The organism is Microbacterium pseudoresistens (assembly GCF_013409745.1).
GTDB lineage: Bacteria > Actinomycetota > Actinomycetes > Actinomycetales > Microbacteriaceae > Microbacterium > Microbacterium pseudoresistens.
Genome location: NZ_JACCBH010000001.1, coordinates 805,295 through 828,483 on the forward strand (window position 1 = coordinate 805,295; position 23,189 = coordinate 828,483).

The following is a 23,189-nucleotide window of genomic DNA, read 5'->3' on the forward strand; positions in this document are numbered from 1 at the left end:
TCGTCCTGACCCGCTACTTGAACCTCGCCGGGCTGTAGGGCGCAAGGTCGAGAGCGACCTGCTCCCCCACGGCAAGGTCAGCGGCCGTGGAGCCGACGAAAGGTCCCATGGTCAGACCCGAGGAGCCCAGACCTGTGGCGATCACCACTGAGGGCCATCCCTCCAATGCGCCGACGATGGGCAGGCGGTCCGGAGAGAACGGACGGAAGCCGACTCGGGTCTCCAGCACCGAGGCCTCCGCGAGGCCCGGCGCGACCCGGAGCGCGTCCGCGACCACCTCGAGTGTTCCGCCGACGGTCTCTCGGTAGTCGAAGGCGGCGTCGTCCTCGCGGGTGGCGCCGGCGACGATCCGGCCGCCGCCGAAGGGGATGATGTAGGAGTGGTGGAACCCGGTGATGATCGGATACTTCGAGGTGTCGGTGTCACGCAATCCCATGTGCATGAGCTGGCCCCGCTGAGGGAAGACCGGAAGCTCATGGCCCAGAGGGCGCAGGAGATCCGAGGTCCACGCGCCGGGGGCGAGGACGATCCGATCGGCGGGATGGGCCGTGCCGTCCACCGTCACTCGGACATCGTCGCCGTCGACGGAGAGCTCCGCCTCTCCGCGGACGAGGTTGCCGCCTCTCTTGAGGAAGGCACGCAGCAGGGAGTCCCGCAGCCGCCGGCCGTCGACTCGCGCCCCCGTCGGCGAGTGGATCCCCACGGTGCCCGGCTGCAGCGGCGGGAACAGCTCCTGCGCTCCTCGAGCGTCGACGATGGACAGATCCCCGTTGTCGATCGCGCCGGATCGGGTTCGCTCGTTGAACAGCAGAAGCAGATCCTTGAGCCGCTCCGCCTCTGTGTCGTCCATGGCGATGACGAGGCTGCCGCACACCTCGTATCCGGTGTCGGTTTCGCCGTCGGCCTCGAGCTGCGCCGTCAGCTCCTTATAGAACCGCGCGGATGCGAATGCCATGGGGTACCAGGCCGTGGGAGGGGTATGCGCCACACCGGGGTCGACGCCGCCGGCTCCGGCCATGGTCGCCTCCCCTTCCCTGTTGTTGCTGATCAGGGTGACGCCGAGCCCTTTCACGGCGAGCCGGTAGGCCGCCGCCGCACCGACGATGCCGCCGCCGATGACGACGAAGTTCTCTGTTGAAGACATTCTTGAAATCCTCCTGCTTGCTTGTCTGAGCTGCGTGCTCACTGCCACACGGTCTCGGCCACCCGAAGGAAGTTCTCCCCGAGCACCTTCCTGATCACGGACTCGGAGTAGCCTCGCTTCACCATCTCCGCGGTCAGGTTGGGGAAGTCGTCGAAGCCTCCGAACCCCTCGATGGCGGGCGGCGAGATGCTCCTGTCCGAGCTGGCGCCGTACTGGAGCGCAAAGTCCGGCGGAACGGGCTCGGCGGCGAAGTTCTCGTTGAAATCCGTCCCCACCCCGACGTGGTCCTCGCCGACGAGCTCGAGGAAATGGTCCATGTGCCTGAAGAAGTCGTCGAGCGTGGGATGACCGCCTGACCGTGGGCGGTTCAGGACCTCCCAGGCGACGACGCCGATGACTCCGCCGGTGTCGGCGATGGCCTTGGCCAGGTCATCCGGGAGGTTGCGCGGATGGGGCGTGACCTCGAATGCGTTGGAGTGGCTGGCGATGATCGGCGCCGTGGAGAGCTTCGCTGCATCGGAGGAGGTCTTCCAGCCGACGTGCGAGACGTCGACGATGACCCCGGTGCTGTTGAACGCGCTCACCACCTGCTGCCCGTAGAAGGTCAGCCCCTGGTCTCGGGGCTCACGGCATCCGCTCCCGATGAGATTCTGCTCGTTGTAGGTCAGTTGACTGACCCGCAGGCCCATCTGATGGAGGACAGGAAGCGTGTTCAGCCAGTCGTCTTCGAACGGCGAGCCGGTCTGAAAGGCGATCGTGATGCCCAGCTTCGAACTGGCCTTGGCGGTTCTGATGTCGTCTGCCGTGGTCACGAGCATCACGGTGTCCGATTCCCATTCGATGAACCGACGCACCCGGTTGACCTCGGCGATCGCCTGTCGGAACGACTGCGTGTACGCCGAGATGGTGGCGTTGATGGAGGTGACTCCCGCTTCCTTGGCCCGTATGGCCACCTGCCCGGCTCCTCGCGCCGGCGTCGGCCAGGCAGGATTGGTGGCACTGGCCATGTCGATGACGAGCAGCTCGCTGTGAGGAGTGTGGGTCATAGCAGTCTCCGCGCTTTCCGTTGCTGGATTCATGGTCACTTCTTCGCCCAGTTGCTCATCCGCAACGAGTTCGAGTACTCGTAGTCGGTGACATCGGCGCTGAGGACCGCGACATACTGATCGCCGAACACGGTGATCTTCGGCGACTGAGCGGTCCACAACGTGGTGATCTCGTCGTAGAGCTTCTGTCGGGTTTCGTCGTCTGAGGCCATACGCGCCTGGGCGAGGAGCTCGTCGGCGCCCTCGACGCAGATGCCCGACAGGTTGAAGCTCACGCCGCAGACCATGTCGTAGGCCAGGTAGTAGCCCGGATCGGCACCGGCAGGACCGGTCAGGCGGATATAGGCATCCACCGTGTGGCCCTGTGTCGCCGTGGTGTAGTCGGGGGCGGAGAGTTCCTTCACCGACACGTTCACACCCAGCTGCGCCCATTCTGACTGGGCGACGGCGGCCAGCTGCTTGTCGCTCGCCTGGCCCTGCGTGATGACGAGCTCCATGTCGACGGGGACCGTCACGCCGGATTCGGCGATGAGCTGCTTCGCCTTCTCGATGTCATACTCTCGCGGCGCGGAGAGCTCGGCGTTGAAGAAGGGCATCGCTGGCTGGATCGGGCCGTAGTACGGAGTCCCGTATCCGTATGCGACGCTCTTCAAGACCTCCTCGTAGGGGATGGCCAAGGAGAGAGCCTCCCGGAACTTCGCATTGTCGAAGGGCGCTCGTTCGTTGTTGAGCCCGATCTGCAAGGCCAGGGTGGACTCCGACGCCACGACCGTGAGCTTCGAGTCGTCCTCGAGGCTGTTCGCCGCCTGCTTGGCGAGCCCGAGAGTGACATCCGCCGTGCCGTTCTGCGCCTGCAGGAGCAGAGTCGCGGGGCTGCTGACGAAGTTGATGACGATCTCATCGGTCTCGGGCTGAAGCGGGAAGTCGGGATTGCGCACCAGGACGGCACGCTCATTGGGGCGATAGGAGTCGAGCAGGAAAGGACCCACCCCGGCGACGTTCGAGGCCATCCATTCGTTGATCTCGCCTTCGGCGTACCCCCCGTTCTCCTCGACGACGCTCGGATCGACGATCATGGGCGTGGACGTCCATGCGGCGAGCATGTTGGCCGAAGGCTTCTCGAGAGTGATCGTGAGGCTGTACTCGTCGTCGACGGTGATGTCCTGGATGATGCCCGGGGAACCGTCCTCCGCCGGGTAGGCCCCGCACATGCCCATCGTGAGCAGCCGGTCGAACGAATACTTGACGGCTTCGGCGTTCAACGGCTCCCCACTGGGGAACGTGACATCGTCTCGGAGCTGGAACGTATACTCGGTTCCGTCGTCGCTGATGACCCAGGACTCGGCGATGTAGGGCTCGACCACGCTCGGATCCATCTCCTGGAAGCCGCCCGGCGCCTCTCGCGTACCGAACCTGGTGAGGCTGGAGTACACGTTCGACCCGATCGCGGTGTCGTAGTACATGCTGCAGCCCGCGGCGGGATCGAGCGTGGTCGGCGCGGTGGGCACGTTTACGACGAGCCGTTCCTTACCGACGTCTCCGTCGTTCGTCGACGGCGCCTGGCAACCGGAGATGCTGAGCACTGCGACGACGCCGATGGCGGCCAAACCGACTGCTGAAAGCTTCTTCGCTCTCATAATCTTCTCCTCTTCATGGAAGGAATATGGGCAGAACTGGACTGGGCAAAGATCGGAGGGGTTATCGACCAGAGGGTCTCGACGTTGCTCTCGGTGGCATTGTGGAGCGTGTGCGGGTGGCTCGAATCGATGTGGATCGACTCCCCCTCGCGAAGCAGATACTCCTCGTCGCCGACGATGAAGATGAGCTCCCCCTTCAGCACATAGCAGAACTCTTCGCCCTCGTGCCCCGACGAGACCTCTCCGCGGACGGCGGGGGGGACGGTGACCAGCAGCGTTTCCAACTGTTTCCCCGGCCACGGGCTCGAGAGCAAGCGGTACCGATAGCCGCTGGCGACGATCTCCATCGCCGCAGGCTCGTCGCGATGGTGGACGTGCACCTCAGGATCGGCGACGACCGCGCCCGCCTCGCCGGCGGCCGTCTCCTCCGACTCGAATGTGAGGAGGTCGTTGGTCTCGACCTCCAGGGCCGTCGCGATGGCGCGCAGAGAGGTCAACGCGAAGGCCGAGAGCCCTCGTTCGGCCAGCGACAGGAACGCCGCGGACAGGCCGGTCTTCTCCGCGAGCTGCCTCAGCGTGAGCCCCCTGGCCTTGCGGTACGAGCGCACCGCCGCTCCGATCGCCTTGGTCTGGTCGTCCCGGTTGTCGGTCATGATGCCTGTTCCTCCGATCCGACGGAGATCGCGACGCGGTACACGTCGCCCCCGGCCTCGCCGTCGTCATCCGAGGCGAGGACGTCACGGATGCCGGTGCCCGAGGTCATGCGCCACGGATAGCTGACCCAGTTCGCATAGTCGGCCGCGGAGGTCCAGAGCGCGGTCACGAGCGCCGGAGCGGACGAGACCTCGGGAACCTGCAGCTCCGCAGAAAGGCAGCCGGGAAACTCGACGGCGACCTCAAGAACTCGATTCTCTCTGAAGTAGTCGACCAGTCTGTCGTGGTCGCCGTCCTTCGGCGTCAGGTAGAGAACACTTCGAATCACGGGGTTCGCCCTTCACATCAACAACTTTGTTATGTACCACTTGATTTTTTACTAAACATTTTACGTCGTGTCAAGGAGTTTCCGAACCTGCTGCGATCGGACGGCGCCCCTCCTCGAACGGCGGGACGGCAATGAGCTCGACGATCGGCGCTGCGGCCGCGCAGCCGTCAGCTCGACCGGGCCCGATGCGCGAGGGCGCGCGGCGGCGTCGATCGCCTGGATCCCGGGCGGCCCTGCTCCCTCGCCGACACGGCGGCCGGTGTCAGTGCGCGTACTCCATCAGCTCGACGCCGAGCACACGGAAGGCGTCGTGCGCACGCAGCCGATGCGTGATCGAGAGGTCGTCGAAGCAGACGACCAGGGCGTAGGCGACGCCCGCACGGGGACCGGCGAGGACCCCTGCCTCCACGCGCACCCCCCGGTCGCGGCCCGTCTTGTTGATGAACAGCAGCCCGTGCGCATCCTGCTCGTGCGCGAAGGGGTCGAGCCCGGTGGATGCGGCGATCAGGCTGAGGTCCTGGTTGAGGCTCAGCCACTCGGACACCTGCGCGCTCACCGCCGCGTTCACCACCGTGGAGTTGACCAGGGCGGCGAAGAGCGAGGCGAGCTCCCTGGTGGAGCCGACGGCCACCTGCGGGGCGTCGTCGGGACCGCGCAGGTCGCGGAAGCGGTCGAGCATCGCCGTACGGGTGAGCCCGAGCGCGTCGATGCGCTCGCGCACCCGGTCGTGCCCCACTCTCTGCAGCAGCGCGTTCACGGCGATCGGATCCCCCGCGGTGGCCGCGATCGTCGCGAGATCGGCGAGCGCGAGCGCGGGAACGTGCAGATGCCGCCAGAGCCCCGACGTGGAGACGGAGTCGACGAAGGATCGATCGGCGACCTCGAGCGGGTCCAGGGTCCCCTCCTCGAACTGGGCGGCGACCTCGATCAGGAGGGGGACAACGCCGAGCCCGGCGATGGGCAGGCTGAGATGGTCGTCGCCGGCCAGCACGCGGCTTCCGCTGTCGAGGTCGACGACATTGAATCGCCCCGGGTCTCGTGGAGGGTCTGATATCCCGAGAGGATGAGACCTATGCCAGCTTTGAGGAAGTATCCGCAGGAGTTGCGGGAGCGAGCAATGCGGCTCGTGCAGGAAGCGCGAAAGGAAGACCCGGAGCTGTCGGGCGTGAGGAACGAATCGGTGACAGGTTGACCTGCCCCACGGATTGGGTGCCAGTCGGGGTCGCTAACTCGCGGCGGGGATGTCGTTGATTTCGAGTGTCTCGTATTCGATTGGGGTGCGGTAGCCGAGGGCGGAGTGACGTCGCTGACGGTTGTGGAAGATTTCGATGTACTCGAAGATCGCGTTGGCGAGTTCGACTCTGGTTTTCCACTTCTTCCGGTTCAGCAGTTCGATCTGCATGGATGACCAAAAGCTCTCCATCATCGCGTTATCCAGCCCGTCGCCGACCGATCCGAAAGAAGGCAACAATCCGGCTGAGCGGATCTTCTCCCCGAAGAGCCAGGAGGTGAACTGCGTTCCGTGGTCCGCATGCACGATCCCGCCCGGGGCTGGACGACGACTCCGGATAGCCATGTCGAGCGCGTTGATGACGAGTGTGGTGTCCTGCTTGGAGTCGATCGACCAGCCGATGATTCGTCGACTGTAGGCGTCTAGGACGGCGGCGCAGTAGACCCAGCCTTCGCGCGTGCGGTGCTGCGTGATGTCAGTGACCCAGAGCTCGTTCGGACGGGGCCTGGCGAACTTCCGATTCACGAGATCATCGGCAGTAACGACGCCTCGGAGTCGTTTGGTGCGGATAGGCCCCGGCAGCCCGTAGATCCCGGCCAGACGCATCAGCTTGTGCACCGTCCGCTCGCTGACGGTGACGCCCATCGCCATGGTCAGCTCGGCGTGCACGCGGCGGTATCCGTAGGTGCCACGTGAGGTGACGTGCACTTCGCGGATTAGCCCGGTCAGCCACTGCCGGCGCAGCTCGGACGGGGTTATGGGCTTCCGTTTGACGCGGTAGTAGTGCTGCCTGGCGACCCCGAGGACGCGGCAGCAGCGGTCGATCGGGATCCCGGCGTCGGCGAGGCGGTCGATCACCGGGAAGAGCCTTTTGGGCGGGGACGCTCCTCGTCGAGAAACTTCGCCGCTTGCCGGACGATCAGCAACTCCGTCTCGAGCTCTCGAATGCGGCGCCGCGCTGCGCGCAGCTCTGCCGATTCCGACGACGGGACACCGGGGCGGCGGCCGTTGTCGATGTCGTCCTGGCGGATCCAGTTCGAGAGAGTGACAGGGTGGATGCCGAGCTCGACGGCGGTCTGCTTGGCCTGCTTGCCGGCACGCACAAGCGCGACAGCGCGAGCACGAAACTCCGGCGGGTACGGACGGGGCATGATGGTGAGCCTTCCGGATCAGGCCACCAGTTAGCCACCGAAACTGGAACCCTTTCCGTGGGGCAGGTCAACCTGTCACCGATTCGTTCCTCACGCCCATCTGGCACAACTGGCTCATCGACGCCCCCATCAAGAGATCACTCATCGCCTACGACCACTGAACGCAAACGGACTCACTCATCTAGGGGCGCAGGCCGGCCCGACCCAGAACGGCGGCTGTAAAGGTGCCGTGAGATCGGAGTCGTGCGAGACCCCTCACTGCAGCGAGGAGGTGAGCCGGGCCAGGTTGTCGAGCACGCGCGAGCGCAACGGCTGCTGCGCCCACTCCTCGGCGGTGAGCTCACGACTGAGCGAGCGGTACTCGTCTTCTACGGCGCGCAGCTCGTCGACGAACTCCTCGCCGCGCACGAGCATCGACACCTCCATGTTGAGACCGAAGGAGCGCATGTCCATGTTGCTCGAACCGATGACGGCGATGTCCTCATCGATCGTGAGGCTCTTGGTGTGCAGGATGTACGGCTTGCGGTACATCCAGATCTTCACGCCGCCGCGCAGCAGCGCCTCGTAATAGCTGCGCTGGGCGTGGTAGACGATCGCCTGATCGCCCTCCTCCGAGACGAACAGCTCCACCTGCACTCCCCGGTCGCAGGCGGCCGTGACGGCGAGCAGCACCGCCTCGTTCGGCACGAAATAGGGGCTGACGATCATGATCTTGCGCTGCGCCGCGTAGAGCAGGCCGAGGAAGAGGCGCAGGTTGTTCTCCACGTCGAATCCCGGGCCCGATGGCACGATCTGGCAGTCCAGGTCGCCCGACCCGCGCTCGGAGATGTTGAGGCGCAGGGTGTCGGGCACCCGGTCGGTCTCGCTGTAGTAGTCGCTGAGGAACACCGCGTTCACGCTCGACACGACGGGGCCGTCGATGCGCACCATGAGATCGACCCAGTGCAGCCCGCGACGGATGTTCTTGGGCAGGTTGTACGACGAATCGGTGACGTTCTGCGAGCCGAGGAAGGCGACCTCGCCGTCGACCACGAGCAGCTTGCGGTGATTGCGCAGATCCGGCCGCTGCGTGCGCCCCTTGAACGGCTGCACGGGCAGCATGAGGTGCCAGTCGGCGCCCATCGCATCCAGTCGGCGCACCGTCTGCTTGTACCGCGGCTTCCAGCGGTTCGCCCAGTGATCCAGCAGCACGCGCACCGGCACGCCGCGCGCGGCCGCCTCCTCCATGGCGCGGAAGAAGCCGTCGGTCGCCTCGTCGGACTGCAGGATGTAGAACTCCACGTGCACGAAGTCACGCGCACCGCGGATCGCGTCTGCCATGGCATCCAGCGACTCCTGATAGTCGCTGATGATGTGCACGCCGTTGTCGCCGGACAGCGGCAGCGCCCCCATCCGCTGGTTCATCCCCACGAGGGAGAGCAGCCAGTCGGGGTAGTCGGGACGCAGCGTGCCGAGCCGCACCGACGAGCTCGTCTCGTTGATGTAGGCGTTGATGCGCTCCTGCTTGCGCCGGTACGCGCGCGGAAGCCGCGGGTTGCCGATGAGCAGGAAGAGGAAGACGCCCACGATCGGGATGAAGTAGATCGCCAGCAGCCACGCCATGGCCGCCGTGGGGCGCCGGTTGCGCGGCACGATGATGATCGCGGCGACGCGGATCGACAGGTCGATGACCAGCGCGATCCCCGCCACCCACCAGGGCCAGCCGTCGAAGGTCATCGCACTCCTGCCGGGGAGGCGTCGCAGAGGCGCGACTGCATCTCACAGTACCGGGCGTCGCGCGGAGTCAGGATGAACGGGGCGGAAGTCCGCGCGCCGCGCGCTCCTCCGCCTCGATGCGCGCGTGCACGCGACGTTCAGTGCGATCGAAGCGCAGGATGCCGCGCAGCACGATCACGAAGACGATGCACACCGCGATCGTCGGCAGGATCGACCATGCCGCCGCGGCCCAGAACTCGTCCATGCCGTCATCCTACCCGCCGTGCATCGACGCGGCCTGTGCCGGGGCGACGGGGTCTCCCTCCCCAAGAGCGCATTCCGACGAGTTCGTCACAGGTCGTGGGAACCGGGCCACGGCACGACCGCGGCTGCGCGCAGGATGCTCTGCATGACAACGATCCTCCGCGCCTCGGGCGCCGCCCAGCTTCTCTCGCACATCCCCGTCCTCACCGGATTCGTCCCGCGGCACAGCATCGTTCTCCTGCCGTTCTGCGAGTCCCGCACGATCGGCGCCCTGCGCTTCGACGCGCCCGACCCCGCCTCCGAGGACAGCGACGAGATCGCACGGTTCGCCGCGACCGCCGTCGGCACGGCGTGCCGCGTCCCCGACACGGATGCCCTCGCCATCGCCTTCTATCTCGACGAGCCGCTGCGCGCCGAGGCGCACGACACACCTCCGCGGAGCGCCCTGCCGCTGAGCGACCTGGCCGATGAGCTGATGCGACGTGCGGACGCCTGCGGGCTGCATCTGGTCGAGGTGCTCTGCGTCGGCCCCGATGGTTGGAGCGACTATCGCGACCCCGCCCGCATCGTGCACCCTCTCGCCGATCTCCCGGCGCCGCCGAGCGTGCCGGGAATCGCCGAGATCGGCGCCGATCAGCACAGCGGGGCGGAGCTCCCGCAGGTGGACCTCGTGGAGAAGGAGCGCGTGGGGCGTGCGCTCCTCGCGCTCGAGCAGGCGCTGAGTGCGCGTTCGACCCACGAACGCGTCGATCCTCGGGCGTTCGCGGCGGTCCTCGCCGTCGACGACCTGCCGGTGTTCTTCGAGTCGGTGCTGGATCGGCCCGAGAATCTTCCGCCGTTCTCGACCGCCGCACTGCTGTGGGCGCTGTCGCGCCCCCTGCTGCGCGATGTCGCCCTGGTGCAATGGGCGCGCGACATCGACGCGGGCGATCGCTCGCTCCAGGCCCAGCTCGCCTTCCGAGGCGACCCGGCGACGATCCCCTCCGACCTCGGCGAGGTGCTGCTCGGCCGGGGCCCTCGCCCCGACGCCGACCGGCTGGGCGTGGCGCTCACTATCGTGCGCGCGGCTGCGGCACGCGCGCCGCGAGCGCAGCGGATCGGGGCCCTCACCGCCGCGGCCTGGCTGTCGTGGGCGCGCGGTCAGGCGACCCACGCGGCGCACTACTTGAAGCTGGCCGACGACATCGATCCGGAGTTCTCGTTCACCCGGATGCTGCGCGTGCTCGTCGACGGATCGGTGCTGCCGGAATGGGCCTTCGCCGCCGCGCGCCCGTCATGACGGCGGCTATCTGACGACGGAGAGCTACTTGACGACGACGACCTACTTGACGAGCGGGAACAGGATCGTCTCGCGGATGCCGAGGCCGGTGAGCGCCATGAGCAGGCGATCGATGCCCATGCCCATGCCGCCCGTCGGGGGCATGCCGTGCTCGAGGGCGCGCAAGAACTCCTCGTCCACGCGCATCGCCTCCACGTCACCGCGGGCGGCGAGCTTGGCCTGCTCCACGAAGCGCTCGCGCTGGATCACCGGGTCGACGAGCTCGGAGTAGCCGGTGGCCAGCTCGAACCCGCGCACGTAAAGGTCCCACTTCTCCACGACGCCCGGGATCGAGCGGTGCTCGCGCACGAGGGGGGAGGTGTCGACGGGGAAGTCCATGACGAAGGTGGGGCTCACCAGATCGCCCTTGACGAAGTACTCCCACAGCTCCTCGATGAGCTTGCCGTGGGTGGCCTGCGGCGGCACCTCGACGCCCTGCTCCTCAGCGAAGGACACGAGCTCGTCCACGGGGTCGCCGGGGGCGAAGCGACGACCGGTTGCCTCGGAGAGCGAGTCGTACATCGAGATGCGCGCCCATTCGCCACCGAAGTCGTACTCGGTGCCGTCGGCCCAGGTGACGGTCGTCGATCCCGACACAGCGACGGCGGCCTTCTGGATGAGCTCCTGTGTGAGATCGGCGATGCCGTGGTAGTCGGTGTAGGCCTGGTAGGCCTCGAGCATCGCGAACTCCGGGCTGTGCGTCGAGTCGGCGCCCTCGTTGCGGAAGTTGCGGTTGATCTCGAACACCCGATCGATGCCGCCCACCACCGCACGCTTCAGGTACAGCTCGGGCGCGATGCGCAGATAGAGCTCGGCGTCGAAGGCGTTGGAGTGCGTGATGAACGGCCGCGCCGCGGCGCCGCCGTGCTGCACCTGCAGCATCGGCGTCTCCACCTCGACGAAGTCGTGCGCGGTGAACGTGCCGCGCAAGCTCGCGTTGACGGCGGCTCGGGCGCGCACCGTCGTCCGCGCCTGGTCGCGCACGATGAGGTCGAGGAAGCGGCTGCGCACGCGGCCCTCTTCGCTGAGCTCGCCGTACACGTTGGGCAGCGGCAGGATCGCCTTCGACGCGATCTGCCATCCGTCGGCCATGATCGACAGCTCACCGCGGCGGCTGGAGATCACCTCGCCGTGCACGAAGACGTGATCGCCGAGGTCGACGAGCTCCTTCCACCGCGCCAGCGACTCCTCGCCGACGTTCGCCAGGGAGATCATCGCCTGGATGCGTGAGCCGTCTCCGGACTGCAGGGACGCGAAGCAGAGCTTGCCCGTGTTGCGGCTGAACACCACGCGCCCTGCGATGCCGGCGACGACGCCGGTCTCGGCCCCCGCCTCGAGGTCGCCGTACTCGGCGCGCAGCGCGGAGATCGTCGTCGTCACGGGCACCGATACGGGGAAGGCGCCGCCCGCCGCGCTCTCGCGCTCGGCGATGAGGCGTTCGCGCTTGGCCAGCCGCACCGCCTTCTGCTCGAAGACGTCGTCCGCGCCGTCGGCGGGGTCTTGGGCAGGGGTCGGCGCGGGTGCGTCAGTCATGGGGCGGGGCTCCTCGAGAAGTCGCGTCCCAGTCTACCGGCGCCCTGTATGGGGCACTCCCGGTCGGGATCACTCCCCGACGGGCTCGCGCAGGGCCCGCTCGAAGGTCGACGACACCAGCGCCGACAGGTATCCACCCGGGTTCTCCACCCCGATGCCGCGGAGGATGCCGGTGGCCTGCCCCACGATCGACCGCGCGAAGGCGGATGCCGTCGAGATCGCCTCGGCATAGGCGGGTCGATCATCCTCGGCGATCACCACCGGCTCGCATCCCAGTTCGACGGCCAGCGCCTGCGCGATCGGCAGCACCATCGGCGGCCCGGTCACGGCGGCATAGGCGGCCTGCAGCTGGCGCAGATCGAGCGTCGTGCCGGTGAAACTGATCGCCGGATGCACGGCGAGCGGGATCGCACCGCCGCGGAGCGCGGGTTCGAGCACCGCCGTGCCGAAGGCCGGGTCGGTGTGCATCACGAGCTGGCCGGGCTGCCATGCCCCGACCTCGGCGAGGCCCTCGACGAGTCCGGCGAGCTGCTCGGAGGGGACGGCGACGACGACGAGCTGACTCTGGCGCACGAGCTCATCGGCATCGAGGACGGCCACCCCGGGCAGCACGGCCTCCACCCGGTCGGGGTCGGAGCCGGCGGTGATCCCGATCAGACGATGCCCGGCGCCGGCCAGGGCCGCGCCGATGACGGGTCCGACGTGACCGGCGCCGATGATGCCGACGCCGAGCCGTCCGTCACGCGCCATCGATCGGCTCTCGGGGGGCGGGCGGCTCCGCGAGCGGGGCCGGCTCCGCGGCCGCGGGCGAGGGCGAGACGGCGGGCGCGTACTCGGCGACGACCTCGGCCCAGCGGTGGCCCGGGTCCGCATACGCCGCGTCGGCCGCACGGCGCGCGATGTCGTCGACGGCGCGCATGAGTGCGCCGGATTCCATGCCGACCACCTCGCCGAGGATCGGCCCGGTCACGCTATGGGCCTTCATCCAGGCCACCCGCTGAGCGCGGTCGATCGGGCCCTGCGAGGCCGAGACCCCCTGCAGCCGGGCGAGGGGGAATACGGCGAGCTTGCGCCATACGACGCCGCGGCGCATGACGATGCCGTAGTCGGTCACGGTGAAGCCGTGCCGCCGCCACGACAGCGGCCGACGCCACCATGCGCGCGGCTCGAGCCGCTGGTACGGATCGTCATGCTCCTGCGGGCCGAACATGCCGTGCTCCCACACCAGCGGGCGGTCCTGCGCGGGCAGGTCGGGCAGCACCAGGGCGAGCACGCGCTCGACGTCGGCGCGAGTGCCCACCGGCAGCACGATGTTGAACTGCTGCGCCGTCGACGACTGCTGCTGCGCGGCGCTCTTGCCCGACATCCGGTTGATCTTGATCGTCCACCAGCCGAACGGCCGCCAGAGGAACGACTGCGAGACCTCCACGGCGAAGATGCGTCCCGGCGGGATCGTCTCGGTGACCGTGGTGAGCAGCCCGAAGGTGATGCGGATGCCGTCTCGCGTGGGCGCGATCGAGTACCGCAGCGAGCGCGAGATCTGCGCCCACGCGATGGCGACGGCGGCAATCACGAACGGGACGCCCACGCCGAGTCCGAGACCCAGCAGGGCGAGGGTCGCCTCCGGTCCGCCTCCGGAGAGGATGGCGGGCGTGGCGATCGCCATCCCCACGGCGAAGATGACACCGAAGAGCACCAGCCACACCCCACCCGTGATCGCCTGCGATCCGATGAGACGGCCGGTGGGAATCGTCACGATGCTCTCGGGCTCGACGTCGGCGCGGTCGACCCCGGCGAACAGCCCCGTCACGCCGTCGCTCACGGCGCCGCTCAACTGCTGACGCCGCGTGCACGCATCGCCCTGGCCGCGCCCTGCGGCTCTCGCCTCGCGTGCAGCGCGGGCGCCCGAGGCCAGACGCAGGATCTCGGCGCGCACGGATTCGGCCTTGCCCGTCGACAGGTACTCCAACGCGACGTTCGCGTCGGTGCCCGCACCGACGACCTCGAGCTTGGCGAGCCCGATCAGCCGTGCGAGGAACGGCCGGGTGAGGTTCACGCCCTGCACCCGATCCAGCGGCGCGCGGCGGTGCGAACGGAAGACGATGCCCTTGCGCACCTCGACGTCGTCGCCGGTGATGCGGAACTCGTGGAAGCGCCACACGAGCCAGAAGATGACGATGAGCACCAGGAGCACGCCGAGCACGATGAGCAGCGCGACGAGGGCGAGGTTGTTGGCCAGCACCCAGTCCACCGGATCGCCGCCGCTGAACTCCTCCGGGTGCACGTCGCGCGGGGTGAAGATGCTGACGAACCAGAAGATGAGCCGGTCGCGGAAGCTGTTGAACACGATGCCGGCCACGACGATGAGCACCAGGCCGCCCTTGAGCAGCGGGGTGAGCGGATGCAGGCGGTGCCACTCGCCGTCGGCGAGCGAGTCCGTCTCGGCCGGCGAGCCGTCCGGGCCTGCGGCGGCGTGCGGCTGGCTCACAGGCCGGTCCGGCGGGTCTCGGCGACGTCGATGAGCGTGTCGCGCAGCGTCTCGGCCGCCTCCTGGGTCATGCCAGGGATCTCCACGCCCGTTGTGGCGGCGGCCGTGACGAGCTTGAGCTTGGCGACGCCGAAGGCGCGATCCAACGGCCCGTGCGTGATGTCGACGAGCTGCATGCGCCCGTACGGCACGGCGATCATCCGCTGCCACAGGATGCCTTTGCGGAAGACGATGTCGTCGTCGCGCAGCATGTAGCCGATCGCCCGCGCCTGCCTCGGCAGCACGATGAGCGTGATCACGGTGACGACCACGATCGCGATTCCGGGGAACAGCGCCCAGCCGAGGTGGAAGGCGAGGACGGCGACGAGGACGGCGGCGATCACGACGACGAGCAGCAGCACGTTCTGGAGCACCTGCGAGACGACGTAGCGCGGCGAGATCTGATGCCAGACGCCGTCGAGCGCGAGCCTGCCCTCGCCCCGCGGCTCCTTGAGCCGGGTGAACGTGCCGTCGTCGAGCACGGCGTCAGCGGCCGGCTCACCGTGCGGCGGGAGCGGCGGTTCCGGTGTGGTCGTCATCGTCATCCTCCGTCCCGGCCTCCGCGGAGGCATCGGGATCATTCGGCAATGTGCAGAAGCTCTCGGCTACCAGCGCCGCGATCACGAGCACGACGGCTCCGACCAGCGCGGCGACGATCGCCACCGCCGAGCCTACCGGCGGCGGCACCGGACGCGAGAGGAGGTAGCCGAGCAGTCCCGCGGCGAAGCCCGCGAGCGCGGCGCCGGCCAGGCTCGACGCCCGCGCGAGCACGGCGGTGCGCAGTGCCCGGAACGGATTCACGCGTCGTCGGTTCTCACCCGTCGCCCGCACGCTGCGCCGGATCTGCCACGCCATCACGAGCAGCCCTGCGCCCAGCAGCACGAGCAGGATCGGCAGGGCGACCGCGGGGGTGAAGGTCGCCCGGCCCGCCGAGGTCAGCGCATGATCGACGAGCACGCCCGCGGCGGCACCGGCCAGCGCGACGAGCAGCAGGATGACGGGGGAGGTGCGCTTCATCCCGACGCCCCCGGCGTGCCGTCGGCGGCATTGGACCCGGCGTCGCGGCGCAGTGCATCCACGAGCGCCGCGACCCGGCCATGACCGGGCAACACCGCCTCGGGATCGACGTCGAGCCATGGTTCGAGCACGAAGAGCCGCTCGTGCGCGCGCGGATGCGGCAGCAGCATCCGCGCGTCGTCGCTGCGCACATCTCCGTAAGCGACGAGATCGAGATCGAGCGTGCGGTCGCCCCAGCGCTCGGCGCGCACACGACCGTTCTCGTCTTCGATCGCGTGCAGCATTCCCAGCAGCACCTGCGGCGCGAGCCGCGTGGTCACGATCGCCACGGCGTTGACGTAGCCGGGGGCGTCGGGATCGGGCCCGTCCAGCCTCAGCGCGACCGTCTCGACCGGGCGCGACATGCGCACTCCATCGACGAGCGGCAGGCGGCGGATCGCGTCGGCGGCCGCCTCGATCGTGCCCGCTCGGTCGCCGAGGTTCGCGCCCAGCGCGACCACGGCATCCACGGGCTCGCGTCCGGGGCGCGGATCCGGCATGCGCATCGGCCTGCCGGGCTGCGGCGGGCGGGGCCTCATGATTCGCCCTGTTCCCGGCCAGCGTTCTCCCCGACGCCCTGTTCCTCAACGCCCCGTTCCCCGCTGCCCCGCCCCGGGGCGCCGGGCATCGGATGCGGCGCCTCCACACGCCCGCGGTGCACGGTGACAGACACGTCGGCGAAGGTGAGCGGGATCGGGGCGTGCGGCTTGTGCACCGTGACGGCCACCATCCTCACCCGCTCGTCTTCCAGCGCCGCATCGGCGATGCGCGCCGCGAGCGTCTCGATGAGGTCCACGGGCTCGCCGGCGACGATCGCGGCGACCTTCTCGGCGAGCTCACCGTAGTGCACGGTGTCGGCGACGTCGTCGGAGGCGGCGGCATCCTTCAGCGGAAGGTGCAGCGTGAGGTCGATCGTGAACTCCTGACCGTCGGCGCGCTCGTGCGCGAAGACGCCGTGGCGCCCGAACACCGTGAGGCCGGTGAGGGTGATCTGGTCGAGGAAGTCCATGCCCTTAGCGTACGGGGAGCGTCCGACGATGCGGCCGCGCTCAGCCGTCCCAGGCGGCGCGCACGGCGAGCGCATCCCGCGTGCCGGCGACGTCGTGCACGCGCACGGCCCACGCTCCCGCACGCGCGGCGAGCACGCTCGTCACGGCGGTGGCGGCATCCCTGCGCTCCAGCGACGCCTCCTCGCCCAGGGCTCCGGTGAGGAAACGCTTGCGCGAGGTGCCCACGAGCACCCGTGGTCCCAGCGCGACGACGTCATCGAGTTCGCGCAGCAGCTCCCAGTTCTGTGCGACGGTCTTGGCGAACCCGATGCCCGGATCCACGATCACCCGTGCCGGGGCGATCCCCGCCGCCGCGGCCGACTCCATCCGCTCGCGGAGCTCCGCGGCGACCTCGCGGCCGATGCGCGTGTACTGCGCCTGCGCGTACATATCGGCGGAGGGCCCCCGCCAGTGCCCGAGCACGATGTCGGCACCGCTGTCGGCGACGGCGGCGAACATGTCTGGATCGGCCAGCCCGCCCGAGACGTCGTTGACGATGCGCGCGCCGGCCCCGATCGCGGCGACCGCCGTCGAGGCATTGAGCGTGTCGACGCTCACAGCGGCGCCGTCGGCGGCGAGCTGGGCGATCACCGGCAGGATGCGGCGGCGCTCCTCGGCGGGATCGACGCGCTCGGCGCCGGGCCGGGTCGACTCGCCTCCGATATCGAGCACACCCGCCCCCTGGGCGCGGAGCAGGCGTCCGTGCGCGATCGCGTCGTCGGCGTCGAAGTAGCGGCCACCGTCGCTGAACGAGTCGGGCGTCGCGTTGACGATGCCCCAGATGCCCGTCACCGCGCGGCCCCGGTCATCCCGCCCGCTCATCGCGCGCCCCGGCGCCGATGAGCGCGATGAGCTCGGCGCGCGCCGCAGGCTCCGTGTAGTCGCCGCGGGCCGCGATCGTGAGCGTGGATGCCGCGGGCTGACGGCCGCCGCGCATCGTCACGCAGCCGTGCGAAGCGTCGAGCACGACGAGCACGCCGCGCGCGTCGAGGTGAGACGCGATGGCCTCGGCGATCTGCTCGCCGAGCCGTTCCTGCACCTGCGGGCGCGCCGCGAAGGTCTCCACCACCCGCACGAGCGAGCCGAGCCCCACGACCTGCTCGCCCGGCAGGTAGGCGATGTGCGCGTGACCGGCGAACGGCAGCAGGTGATGCTCGCACACCGAGCGGAAGCGGATATCGCGCAGCAGCACCGCCCCCGACGGCAGTGTCTCGGGGGCAGGACCGTGGGCGACGCTGATCGTGCGGGCGAGAGGTGCGGCCGCATCCTCTCCGACGCCGGCGAAGAACTCGGCGTACAGCTCGGCCACGCGCGTGGGCGTCTGGGTGAGACCCGGACGATCCGGATCCTCGCCGATCGCCTCGAGCAGTTGCCGCGTGAGCTCGGCGACGCGCTCCCGGTCGACGGCCATCGTCAGGCCGTCGCGGGGCGGGGATGGCCTCCGGCCTGCCCGGGCTTGCGCTCCGACGCGGCCGGCGCGGGCACGTTCGCCGCCGTCGCCGTATCCGGGATGCGCACCGGCACGTCGATCGGGGGCAGGGCGGACACCGGGCGGTCTTCGCTGGAGAGCCACTGCGGGCGCTCGGGGAGCTTGCGCACATCGGCGAAGATGTCGGCGATCTGGTTGTGATCCAGCGTCTCCTTCTCGAGCAGCTCGCGGGCGAGCCGGTCGAGCACGTCGCGGTTCTCGCTGATCACCTGGTACGCCTCGTTGTGCGCCTGCTCGATGAGCGCGCGCACCTCGGCGTCGACGGTCTCGGCGATGCCCTCGGAGTAGTCGCGTCCGCGGTTCATGTCACGGGCGACGAACATCTCGCCGCCGCCGGAGCCGAGCTTGACCGGGCCGACCTGCGTGGTCATGCCGTACTCGGTCACCATCTTGCGCGCGATGTCGGTGGCCTTCTCGATGTCGTTCGAGGCACCTGTGGTCGGATCGTGGAAGACGATCTCCTCCGCCACGCGCCCTCCCATCGCATAGGTGAGCTGGTCCTGCAGCTCGTTGCGGGTGACCGAGAACTTGTCCTCCAGCGGGAGGACCATCGTGTAACCGAGGGCCTTGCCGCGCGGGAGGATCGTGATCTTGGTGACCGGGTCGGAGTAGTTCATCGCCGCCGCCGCGAGCGCGTGCCCGCCCTCGTGGTACGCCGTGATGAGCTTCTCCTTGTCCTTCATCACACGGGTTCGCCGCTGCGGGCCGGCGATGACGCGGTCGATCGCCTCGTCGAGCGCCCGGTTGTCGACGAGCTGGGCGTTGGAGCGCGCCGTGAGCAGAGCGGCCTCGTTGAGCACGTTCGCCAGATCCGCGCCGGTGAAGCCGGGGGTCTTGCGCGCGACGACCTCGAGGTCGACGCCGTTCGCCAGCGGCTTGCCCTTGGCGTGCACCTCGAGGATCTTCTGGCGGCCCTTCAGATCCGGCGCATCCACGCCGATCTGGCGGTCGAAGCGGCCGGGGCGCAGCAGGGCGGGGTCGAGGATGTCGGGGCGGTTGGTCGCGGCGATGACGATGACGTTCGCGTTCGGGTCGAAGCCGTCCATCTCCACGAGCATCTGGTTCAGGGTCTGCTCGCGCTCGTCGTTGCCGCCGCCCATGCCGGCGCCGCGGTGGCGGCCGACGGCGTCGATCTCGTCGATGAAGATGATGGCGGGGGAGTTCTCCTTGGCCTGGGTGAACAGGTCGCGCACGCGCGAGGCACCCACGCCGACGAACATCTCGACGAAGTCGGATCCGGAGATCGAGTAGAAGGGGGCGCCCGCCTCGCCGGCCACGGCGCGGGCCAGCAGCGTCTTGCCGGTTCCGGGAGGACCGTACAGCAGCACGCCCTTCGGGATGCGGGCGCCGATCGCCTGGAACTTGGCGGGATCCTGCAGGAACTCCTTGATCTCCTGCAGCTCCTCGATGGCCTCATCCGCCCCGGCGACGTCGGCGAAGGTGACCGTGGGGGTCTCCTTGCTCACGAGCTTCGCGCGCGATTTTCCGAACTGCATGATCTTGCCCCCGCCGCCCTGGGCCGACGACAGCAGCCACCAGAACAGCAGACCCAGCAGGATCATCGGGATGAGCAGAGAGAGGATGCCGTCGAACCAGCTGGCCTTCGGCACCGCGTCGTCGAAGCCGTCTTTCGGGGCGGCCTCGTTGATCGCGGAGATGACCTCTTCGCCGCGGAAGGAGTTGTAGTAGAACTGCACCGCATCGGCGCCCTCATAGGGCTTGGAGAGCTTCATGTCGACGCGCTGATCGCCATCCGTCGTGACCACCTCGGTGACCGTGCCGCCCTTGAGCAGCTCCAGTCCCTGATCGGTGCGGATCTGCTTGGTCCCGCTCAGGCTCGAGATGAGCGTGAACCCGCCGATCAGCAGCACACCGATGAGCACCACGTAGATCAGCGGATTGCGGGTGATCTTCTTCGCGTCCATGATCCTGTCAGCGTATCGCGGCGTTCCTCGCGGTCTCCTGGGATTCGCCGACGGCGTACGTCGGGAGTCCCGCGGGCTCAGGAGTACACGTGCGGGGCGAGCACGGCCACGTCGCGCAGGTTGCGGTAGCGCTCGGCATAGTCGAGGCCGTAACCGACGACGAAGTCCGGCGGGATGTCGAAGCCGACGTACTTGCAGTCGATCTCGACCTTGGCCGCCTCGGGCTTGCGAAGGAGAGCCAGCACCTCGATCGACTCGGCGCCGCGCGATTCGAAGTTCTCCAGCAACCAGCTCAAGGTCAGCCCGGAGTCGATGATGTCCTCGACGATCAGCACGTGCTTGCCGTGCAGGTCGGTGTCGAGGTCTTTGCGGATCTGCACCACGCCGCTGGACTTGGTGCTCGCGCCGTAGCTGGACACGGCCATCCAGTCCATGGGTGCCTGGATCGGCAGGGCGCGCACGAAATCGGCCATCACCATGACGGCGCCCTTCAGGACGCCGATCAGGAGGAGATCCTTGCCCTCGTAGTCCTGGGCCACCCGCTGGGCCAGCTCATCGAGCTTCTGCCTGATCTGCTCCTCCGTGACGAGGATCTCGGCAAGGTCGTCCTGGATGTCGGCGGCGCGCATGCGTCGATTTTATGCGAAGCATGTGGCGAACCCCACTCCCGCTCGGGGAGGCGTCGCACTAGGGTGAGGGACACGCCGGAGCGGTGAGCCGGCAACGAAGCGGGCGACGCCCGGGGAGGAAAGGGAAGTCATGGATATCAACGACATCATGAAGATGATTCCGATCGACGATATCGCCGAGAAGCTCGGGGTCGACAAAGACGTCGCGACGCAGGCCGTCCAAGAGGGTAGCCAGGTGATCGTAGGCGGTCTCGCCAAGCAGGCCGAGACGCCCGAGGGCTCCTCGGCGATCGAACAGGCGCTGAGCAAGCACGGCGGCTTCTCGGGGGCAGGTTCCGTCGCCGACGTGGATGAGGCCGACGGGGAGAAGATCATCAATCACGTGTTCGGCGGCAACCAGGGGCAGGTCGCCCAGGCCATGACGAACGAGCAGACGACGGCCGGGATCGACTTCGGCAAGCTGCTCCCGATCCTCGCCCCCATCGTCATGGGCCTGATCGCCAACCACGCCAAAGGCCAGCAGCCCGCGACCGCCGACGCATCCGCTGGCGGCGGTGGCGGCGGCGGCATCGGTGACATGATCGGCGGCCTGCTCGGCGGCGGCGGGAACAACAACGCCGGCGGAGGCGGAGGAGGCCTCGACATCGGCGGCATCCTCGGCAACATCGGCGGCATGCTCGGTGGGGGGAACAACAGCGGCGGAGGCAGCGGCGGCATCGACATCGGCGGCCTTCTCGGGGGCCTCCTCGGCGGCAAGAAGTAACCCGACGAGTCAGGGGCGGGCGGTGATCTCGATCCGTCCGCCCCTTCTCTGTGCCCGGCACCCGGGCAGATCGATGGGCCCCTGCCCCGACCAGTCGGTCACGAGCCGCGCCACTTCGATCGTCTGACGCCGGGTCAGGCTCGCCCCGAACTCGCTGTCGACCACGAGGCGGATGATGCGGTTGCGCAGCGCCGCCGGGTTGGCCGCGAGTGCGGATGCGCTGATGGAGATGCCCGCCTCGGCATGCTCGACGATGTCCTCGATGGTCTCGTGGATCATCTCATCGAACGCCTCGGCATCCTCCCTGAGCTGTTCGGCGGTGCGCGCGAGCGCCTCCGCGATGCCCGGGCCGAGTTCTTCCTCCATCACCGGAAGCACGCGCGATCGCGCCCGCACGCGGGCGAAGCGGGGATCGTCGTTGTGCGGGTCGTCCCAGAACTCCAGCCCCTGCGCCGCGCACGCTGCGCGCGTCGTCGTGCGCCGAACGGCGAGCAGCGGGCGGAGCCACACCGTGTCGTCGGGATCGGTGCGCACGCGGGCCATCCCCTGCAGGCTCGCCGCCCCCGATCCGCGGGCCAGGCCCAGCAGCACGGTCTCGGCCTGATCGTCGAGGGTGTGCCCGAGCAGCACGGGCGCGCGTTCGGCCTGCGCGACGGTGCGCAGCGCCGCGTACCGCGCATCGCGGGCCGCGGCCTCGAGCCCGTCGCCGTCGGCATCGCGCACCTCGACCGGCTCGACGAGAGCGCGGATGCCGAGGCTGCGCGCCGTCTCGGCCGCGCGGGCGGCCTGCGCATCCGACCCTTCCTGCAGACCGTGATCGACCGTGACGCTCACGACCTCGACGCCGGCCCGACGCGCCTCGAACGCCGTGGCTGCGGCGAGCGCGAGCGAGTCGGCGCCACCGGACAGCCCGATGACGACAGCGCGCGGCGGCTCGGGCAGCGACGCGAGTGCGGTGCGCACGGCGAGACGGACCTCGGCGACGGCGGGATCGGGAGTCGGCATCCCTCCACGCTAGCCCGCTGGGCGCCGCTCTCCTTCGCCGAGTGCGCGGCTCCTCGCCCAGTGCACGGCGTGTTGACGAGAAGAACCCGCACATTCGGCGGGAAGCCCCGCACTCGCGGGGGCTGGCGTACACAGCGGTAGGCTTGTGCGCGGCATCCTCCCGTCATTTTCTTCAAGGAGCACACGCATGGGCGCACACGACGCCGTCATCGAGATCCCGCGCGGCAGCCGCGTGAAGTACGAGGTCGATCACGAGACCGGGCGAGTGCACCTCGACCGCGTCCTGTACACGACCTTCGGCTACCCCGCCGACTACGGATACTTCGACAACACCCTCGGCGAAGACGGCGACCCGCTCGACGTGCTCGTGCTGCTCGACCACGCGATCTACCCCGGCGTCGTCGTGAACGTGCGGCCCGTGGCCGTGCTGAAGATGAGCGATGAGGCCGGCGGCGACGACAAGCTCGTCGCCGTGCTGAGCAAGGACCCGCGCTGGGAGCACATCCAAGACGTCGGCGACCTCGCCGAATACACCAAGAAGGAGATCGCGCACTTCTTCGAGCACTACAAGGACCTCGAGCCGAACAAGTGGGTCAAGGTCGACGAGTGGGGCGACGCCGCCGAGGCGCAGCGCATCCTCGACGAAGCGATCACCCGCGCGCAGACGCACGAGCGCTGATACCGATCCGACTCCGGTCGGATGCGACAGACCCCCGGATACGCCGCACGGCGCCCGGGGGTCTTC

At 68.8% G+C, this 23,189-nt stretch carries 23 protein-coding genes and 1 pseudogene; 3 read left to right on the forward strand and 21 right to left on the reverse strand.

Going from position 1 to position 23,189, the window contains the following annotated elements; genetic code table 11:
* Positions 1 to 13: 13 nt before the first annotated feature.
* The 9 genes and pseudogenes from BKA02_RS03890 to BKA02_RS03930 all read right to left on the reverse strand — a co-directional run bounded on the left by BKA02_RS03890 (position 14) and on the right by BKA02_RS03930 (position 9,151).
* Positions 14 to 1,144, reverse strand: coding sequence for an NAD(P)/FAD-dependent oxidoreductase (locus BKA02_RS03890; protein ID WP_179431482.1), 1,131 nt, complete (start codon positions 1,142 to 1,144; stop codon positions 14 to 16).
* A gap of 38 nt (positions 1,145 to 1,182) precedes the next feature.
* Positions 1,183 to 2,190, reverse strand: coding sequence for a dipeptidase (locus tag BKA02_RS03895; RefSeq protein WP_179431484.1), 1,008 nt, complete (start codon positions 2,188 to 2,190; stop codon positions 1,183 to 1,185).
* Between the two features lie 35 nt (positions 2,191 to 2,225).
* Positions 2,226 to 3,827 (reverse strand): ABC transporter substrate-binding protein, encoded by a 1,602-nt coding sequence (locus BKA02_RS03900; RefSeq protein ID WP_179431486.1) that lies wholly within the window; start codon positions 3,825 to 3,827, stop codon positions 2,226 to 2,228.
* A complete protein-coding gene (locus tag BKA02_RS03905; protein WP_179431488.1) occupies positions 3,824 to 4,480 on the reverse strand; it encodes a helix-turn-helix domain-containing protein in 657 nt (218 codons plus the stop codon). The genes BKA02_RS03900 and BKA02_RS03905 overlap by 4 nt, the downstream gene beginning before the upstream one ends.
* Complete coding sequence (locus BKA02_RS03910; protein WP_179431490.1) at positions 4,477 to 4,809, reverse strand: antibiotic biosynthesis monooxygenase; 333 nt, start codon at positions 4,807 to 4,809, stop codon at positions 4,477 to 4,479. Before BKA02_RS03910 ends, BKA02_RS03905 begins: the two co-directional genes overlap by 4 nt.
* 262 nt (positions 4,810 to 5,071) lie before the next feature.
* The gene (locus BKA02_RS03915; RefSeq protein WP_343045434.1) at positions 5,072 to 5,863 is read right to left on the reverse strand and encodes a serine hydrolase; all 792 of its coding nucleotides are present in this window, start codon (positions 5,861 to 5,863) and stop codon (positions 5,072 to 5,074) included.
* Between the two features lie 171 nt (positions 5,864 to 6,034).
* A pseudogene (locus BKA02_RS03920) lies at positions 6,035 to 7,191 on the reverse strand (IS3 family transposase).
* Between the two features lie 255 nt (positions 7,192 to 7,446).
* Positions 7,447 to 8,907 (reverse strand): cardiolipin synthase, encoded by a 1,461-nt coding sequence (gene cls / locus BKA02_RS03925; RefSeq protein WP_179431492.1) that lies wholly within the window; start codon positions 8,905 to 8,907, stop codon positions 7,447 to 7,449.
* A 67-nt stretch (positions 8,908 to 8,974) separates the two neighbouring features.
* On the reverse strand, positions 8,975 to 9,151 hold the full coding sequence (locus BKA02_RS03930) for a hypothetical protein (protein ID WP_179431494.1): 177 nt from the start codon (positions 9,149 to 9,151) through the stop codon (positions 8,975 to 8,977).
* 144 nt (positions 9,152 to 9,295) lie between these two features.
* On the opposite strand from BKA02_RS03930, the gene BKA02_RS03935 reads away from it, so the two are divergent.
* Complete coding sequence (locus tag BKA02_RS03935; protein WP_179431496.1) at positions 9,296 to 10,429, forward strand: DUF4192 family protein; 1,134 nt, start codon at positions 9,296 to 9,298, stop codon at positions 10,427 to 10,429.
* A gap of 42 nt (positions 10,430 to 10,471) precedes the next feature.
* Here the strand turns inward: BKA02_RS03935 and lysS are convergent, their stop codons facing one another.
* From lysS to hpt, 11 genes are all read right to left on the reverse strand, one after another.
* On the reverse strand, positions 10,472 to 12,001 hold the full coding sequence (gene lysS / locus BKA02_RS03940) for a lysine--tRNA ligase (RefSeq protein WP_179431498.1): 1,530 nt from the start codon (positions 11,999 to 12,001) through the stop codon (positions 10,472 to 10,474).
* Positions 12,002 to 12,070: 69 nt separating this feature from the next.
* Positions 12,071 to 12,751: a DUF2520 domain-containing protein gene (locus BKA02_RS03945; protein ID WP_179431500.1), complete on the reverse strand. Its 681-nt coding sequence runs from the start codon at positions 12,749 to 12,751 to the stop codon at positions 12,071 to 12,073.
* Positions 12,741 to 14,489 (reverse strand): PH domain-containing protein, encoded by a 1,749-nt coding sequence (locus BKA02_RS03950; protein WP_179431502.1) that lies wholly within the window; start codon positions 14,487 to 14,489, stop codon positions 12,741 to 12,743. Before BKA02_RS03950 ends, BKA02_RS03945 begins: the two co-directional genes overlap by 11 nt.
* Positions 14,486 to 15,067 (reverse strand): PH domain-containing protein, encoded by a 582-nt coding sequence (locus BKA02_RS03955; protein WP_179431504.1) that lies wholly within the window; start codon positions 15,065 to 15,067, stop codon positions 14,486 to 14,488. Before BKA02_RS03955 ends, BKA02_RS03950 begins: the two co-directional genes overlap by 4 nt.
* Positions 15,027 to 15,545: a DUF3180 domain-containing protein gene (locus BKA02_RS03960; RefSeq protein WP_179431506.1), complete on the reverse strand. Its 519-nt coding sequence runs from the start codon at positions 15,543 to 15,545 to the stop codon at positions 15,027 to 15,029. The genes BKA02_RS03955 and BKA02_RS03960 overlap by 41 nt, the downstream gene beginning before the upstream one ends.
* On the reverse strand, positions 15,542 to 16,090 hold the full coding sequence (folK, locus tag BKA02_RS03965; RefSeq protein ID WP_179435185.1) for a 2-amino-4-hydroxy-6-hydroxymethyldihydropteridine diphosphokinase: 549 nt from the start codon (positions 16,088 to 16,090) through the stop codon (positions 15,542 to 15,544). Before folK ends, BKA02_RS03960 begins: the two co-directional genes overlap by 4 nt.
* Before the next feature lie 29 nt (positions 16,091 to 16,119).
* Positions 16,120 to 16,593 (reverse strand): dihydroneopterin aldolase, encoded by a 474-nt coding sequence (gene folB, locus BKA02_RS03970; protein ID WP_179431508.1) that lies wholly within the window; start codon positions 16,591 to 16,593, stop codon positions 16,120 to 16,122.
* 40 nt (positions 16,594 to 16,633) lie between these two features.
* Positions 16,634 to 17,425 (reverse strand): dihydropteroate synthase, encoded by a 792-nt coding sequence (gene folP, locus BKA02_RS03975; protein ID WP_179435187.1) that lies wholly within the window; start codon positions 17,423 to 17,425, stop codon positions 16,634 to 16,636.
* A 13-nt stretch (positions 17,426 to 17,438) separates the two neighbouring features.
* Entirely contained in the window at positions 17,439 to 18,044 is a 606-nt protein-coding gene (gene folE / locus BKA02_RS03980; protein WP_179431510.1) for a GTP cyclohydrolase I, read from the reverse strand.
* A gap of 2 nt (positions 18,045 to 18,046) precedes the next feature.
* Positions 18,047 to 20,047 carry an ATP-dependent zinc metalloprotease FtsH gene (ftsH, locus tag BKA02_RS03985; RefSeq protein ID WP_179431512.1) on the reverse strand — a complete coding sequence of 667 codons (2,001 nt, stop codon included), beginning with the start codon at positions 20,045 to 20,047 and terminating at the stop codon, positions 18,047 to 18,049.
* A 77-nt stretch (positions 20,048 to 20,124) separates the two neighbouring features.
* Complete coding sequence (gene hpt, locus BKA02_RS03990; RefSeq protein ID WP_179431514.1) at positions 20,125 to 20,676, reverse strand: hypoxanthine phosphoribosyltransferase; 552 nt, start codon at positions 20,674 to 20,676, stop codon at positions 20,125 to 20,127.
* 130 nt (positions 20,677 to 20,806) lie between these two features.
* Between hpt and BKA02_RS03995 the strand changes: the two genes are divergently transcribed.
* Positions 20,807 to 21,439, forward strand: coding sequence for a DUF937 domain-containing protein (locus BKA02_RS03995; RefSeq protein WP_179431516.1), 633 nt, complete (start codon positions 20,807 to 20,809; stop codon positions 21,437 to 21,439).
* Positions 21,440 to 21,448: 9 nt separating this feature from the next.
* Here BKA02_RS03995 and tilS read toward each other — a convergent pair whose 3' ends face one another.
* Positions 21,449 to 22,444 (reverse strand): tRNA lysidine(34) synthetase TilS, encoded by a 996-nt coding sequence (gene tilS, locus BKA02_RS04000; RefSeq protein ID WP_179431518.1) that lies wholly within the window; start codon positions 22,442 to 22,444, stop codon positions 21,449 to 21,451.
* A gap of 187 nt (positions 22,445 to 22,631) precedes the next feature.
* Between tilS and ppa the strand changes: the two genes are divergently transcribed.
* Positions 22,632 to 23,123 carry an inorganic diphosphatase gene (ppa, locus tag BKA02_RS04005; protein ID WP_179431520.1) on the forward strand — a complete coding sequence of 164 codons (492 nt, stop codon included), beginning with the start codon at positions 22,632 to 22,634 and terminating at the stop codon, positions 23,121 to 23,123.
* Positions 23,124 to 23,189 lie beyond the last annotated feature (66 nt).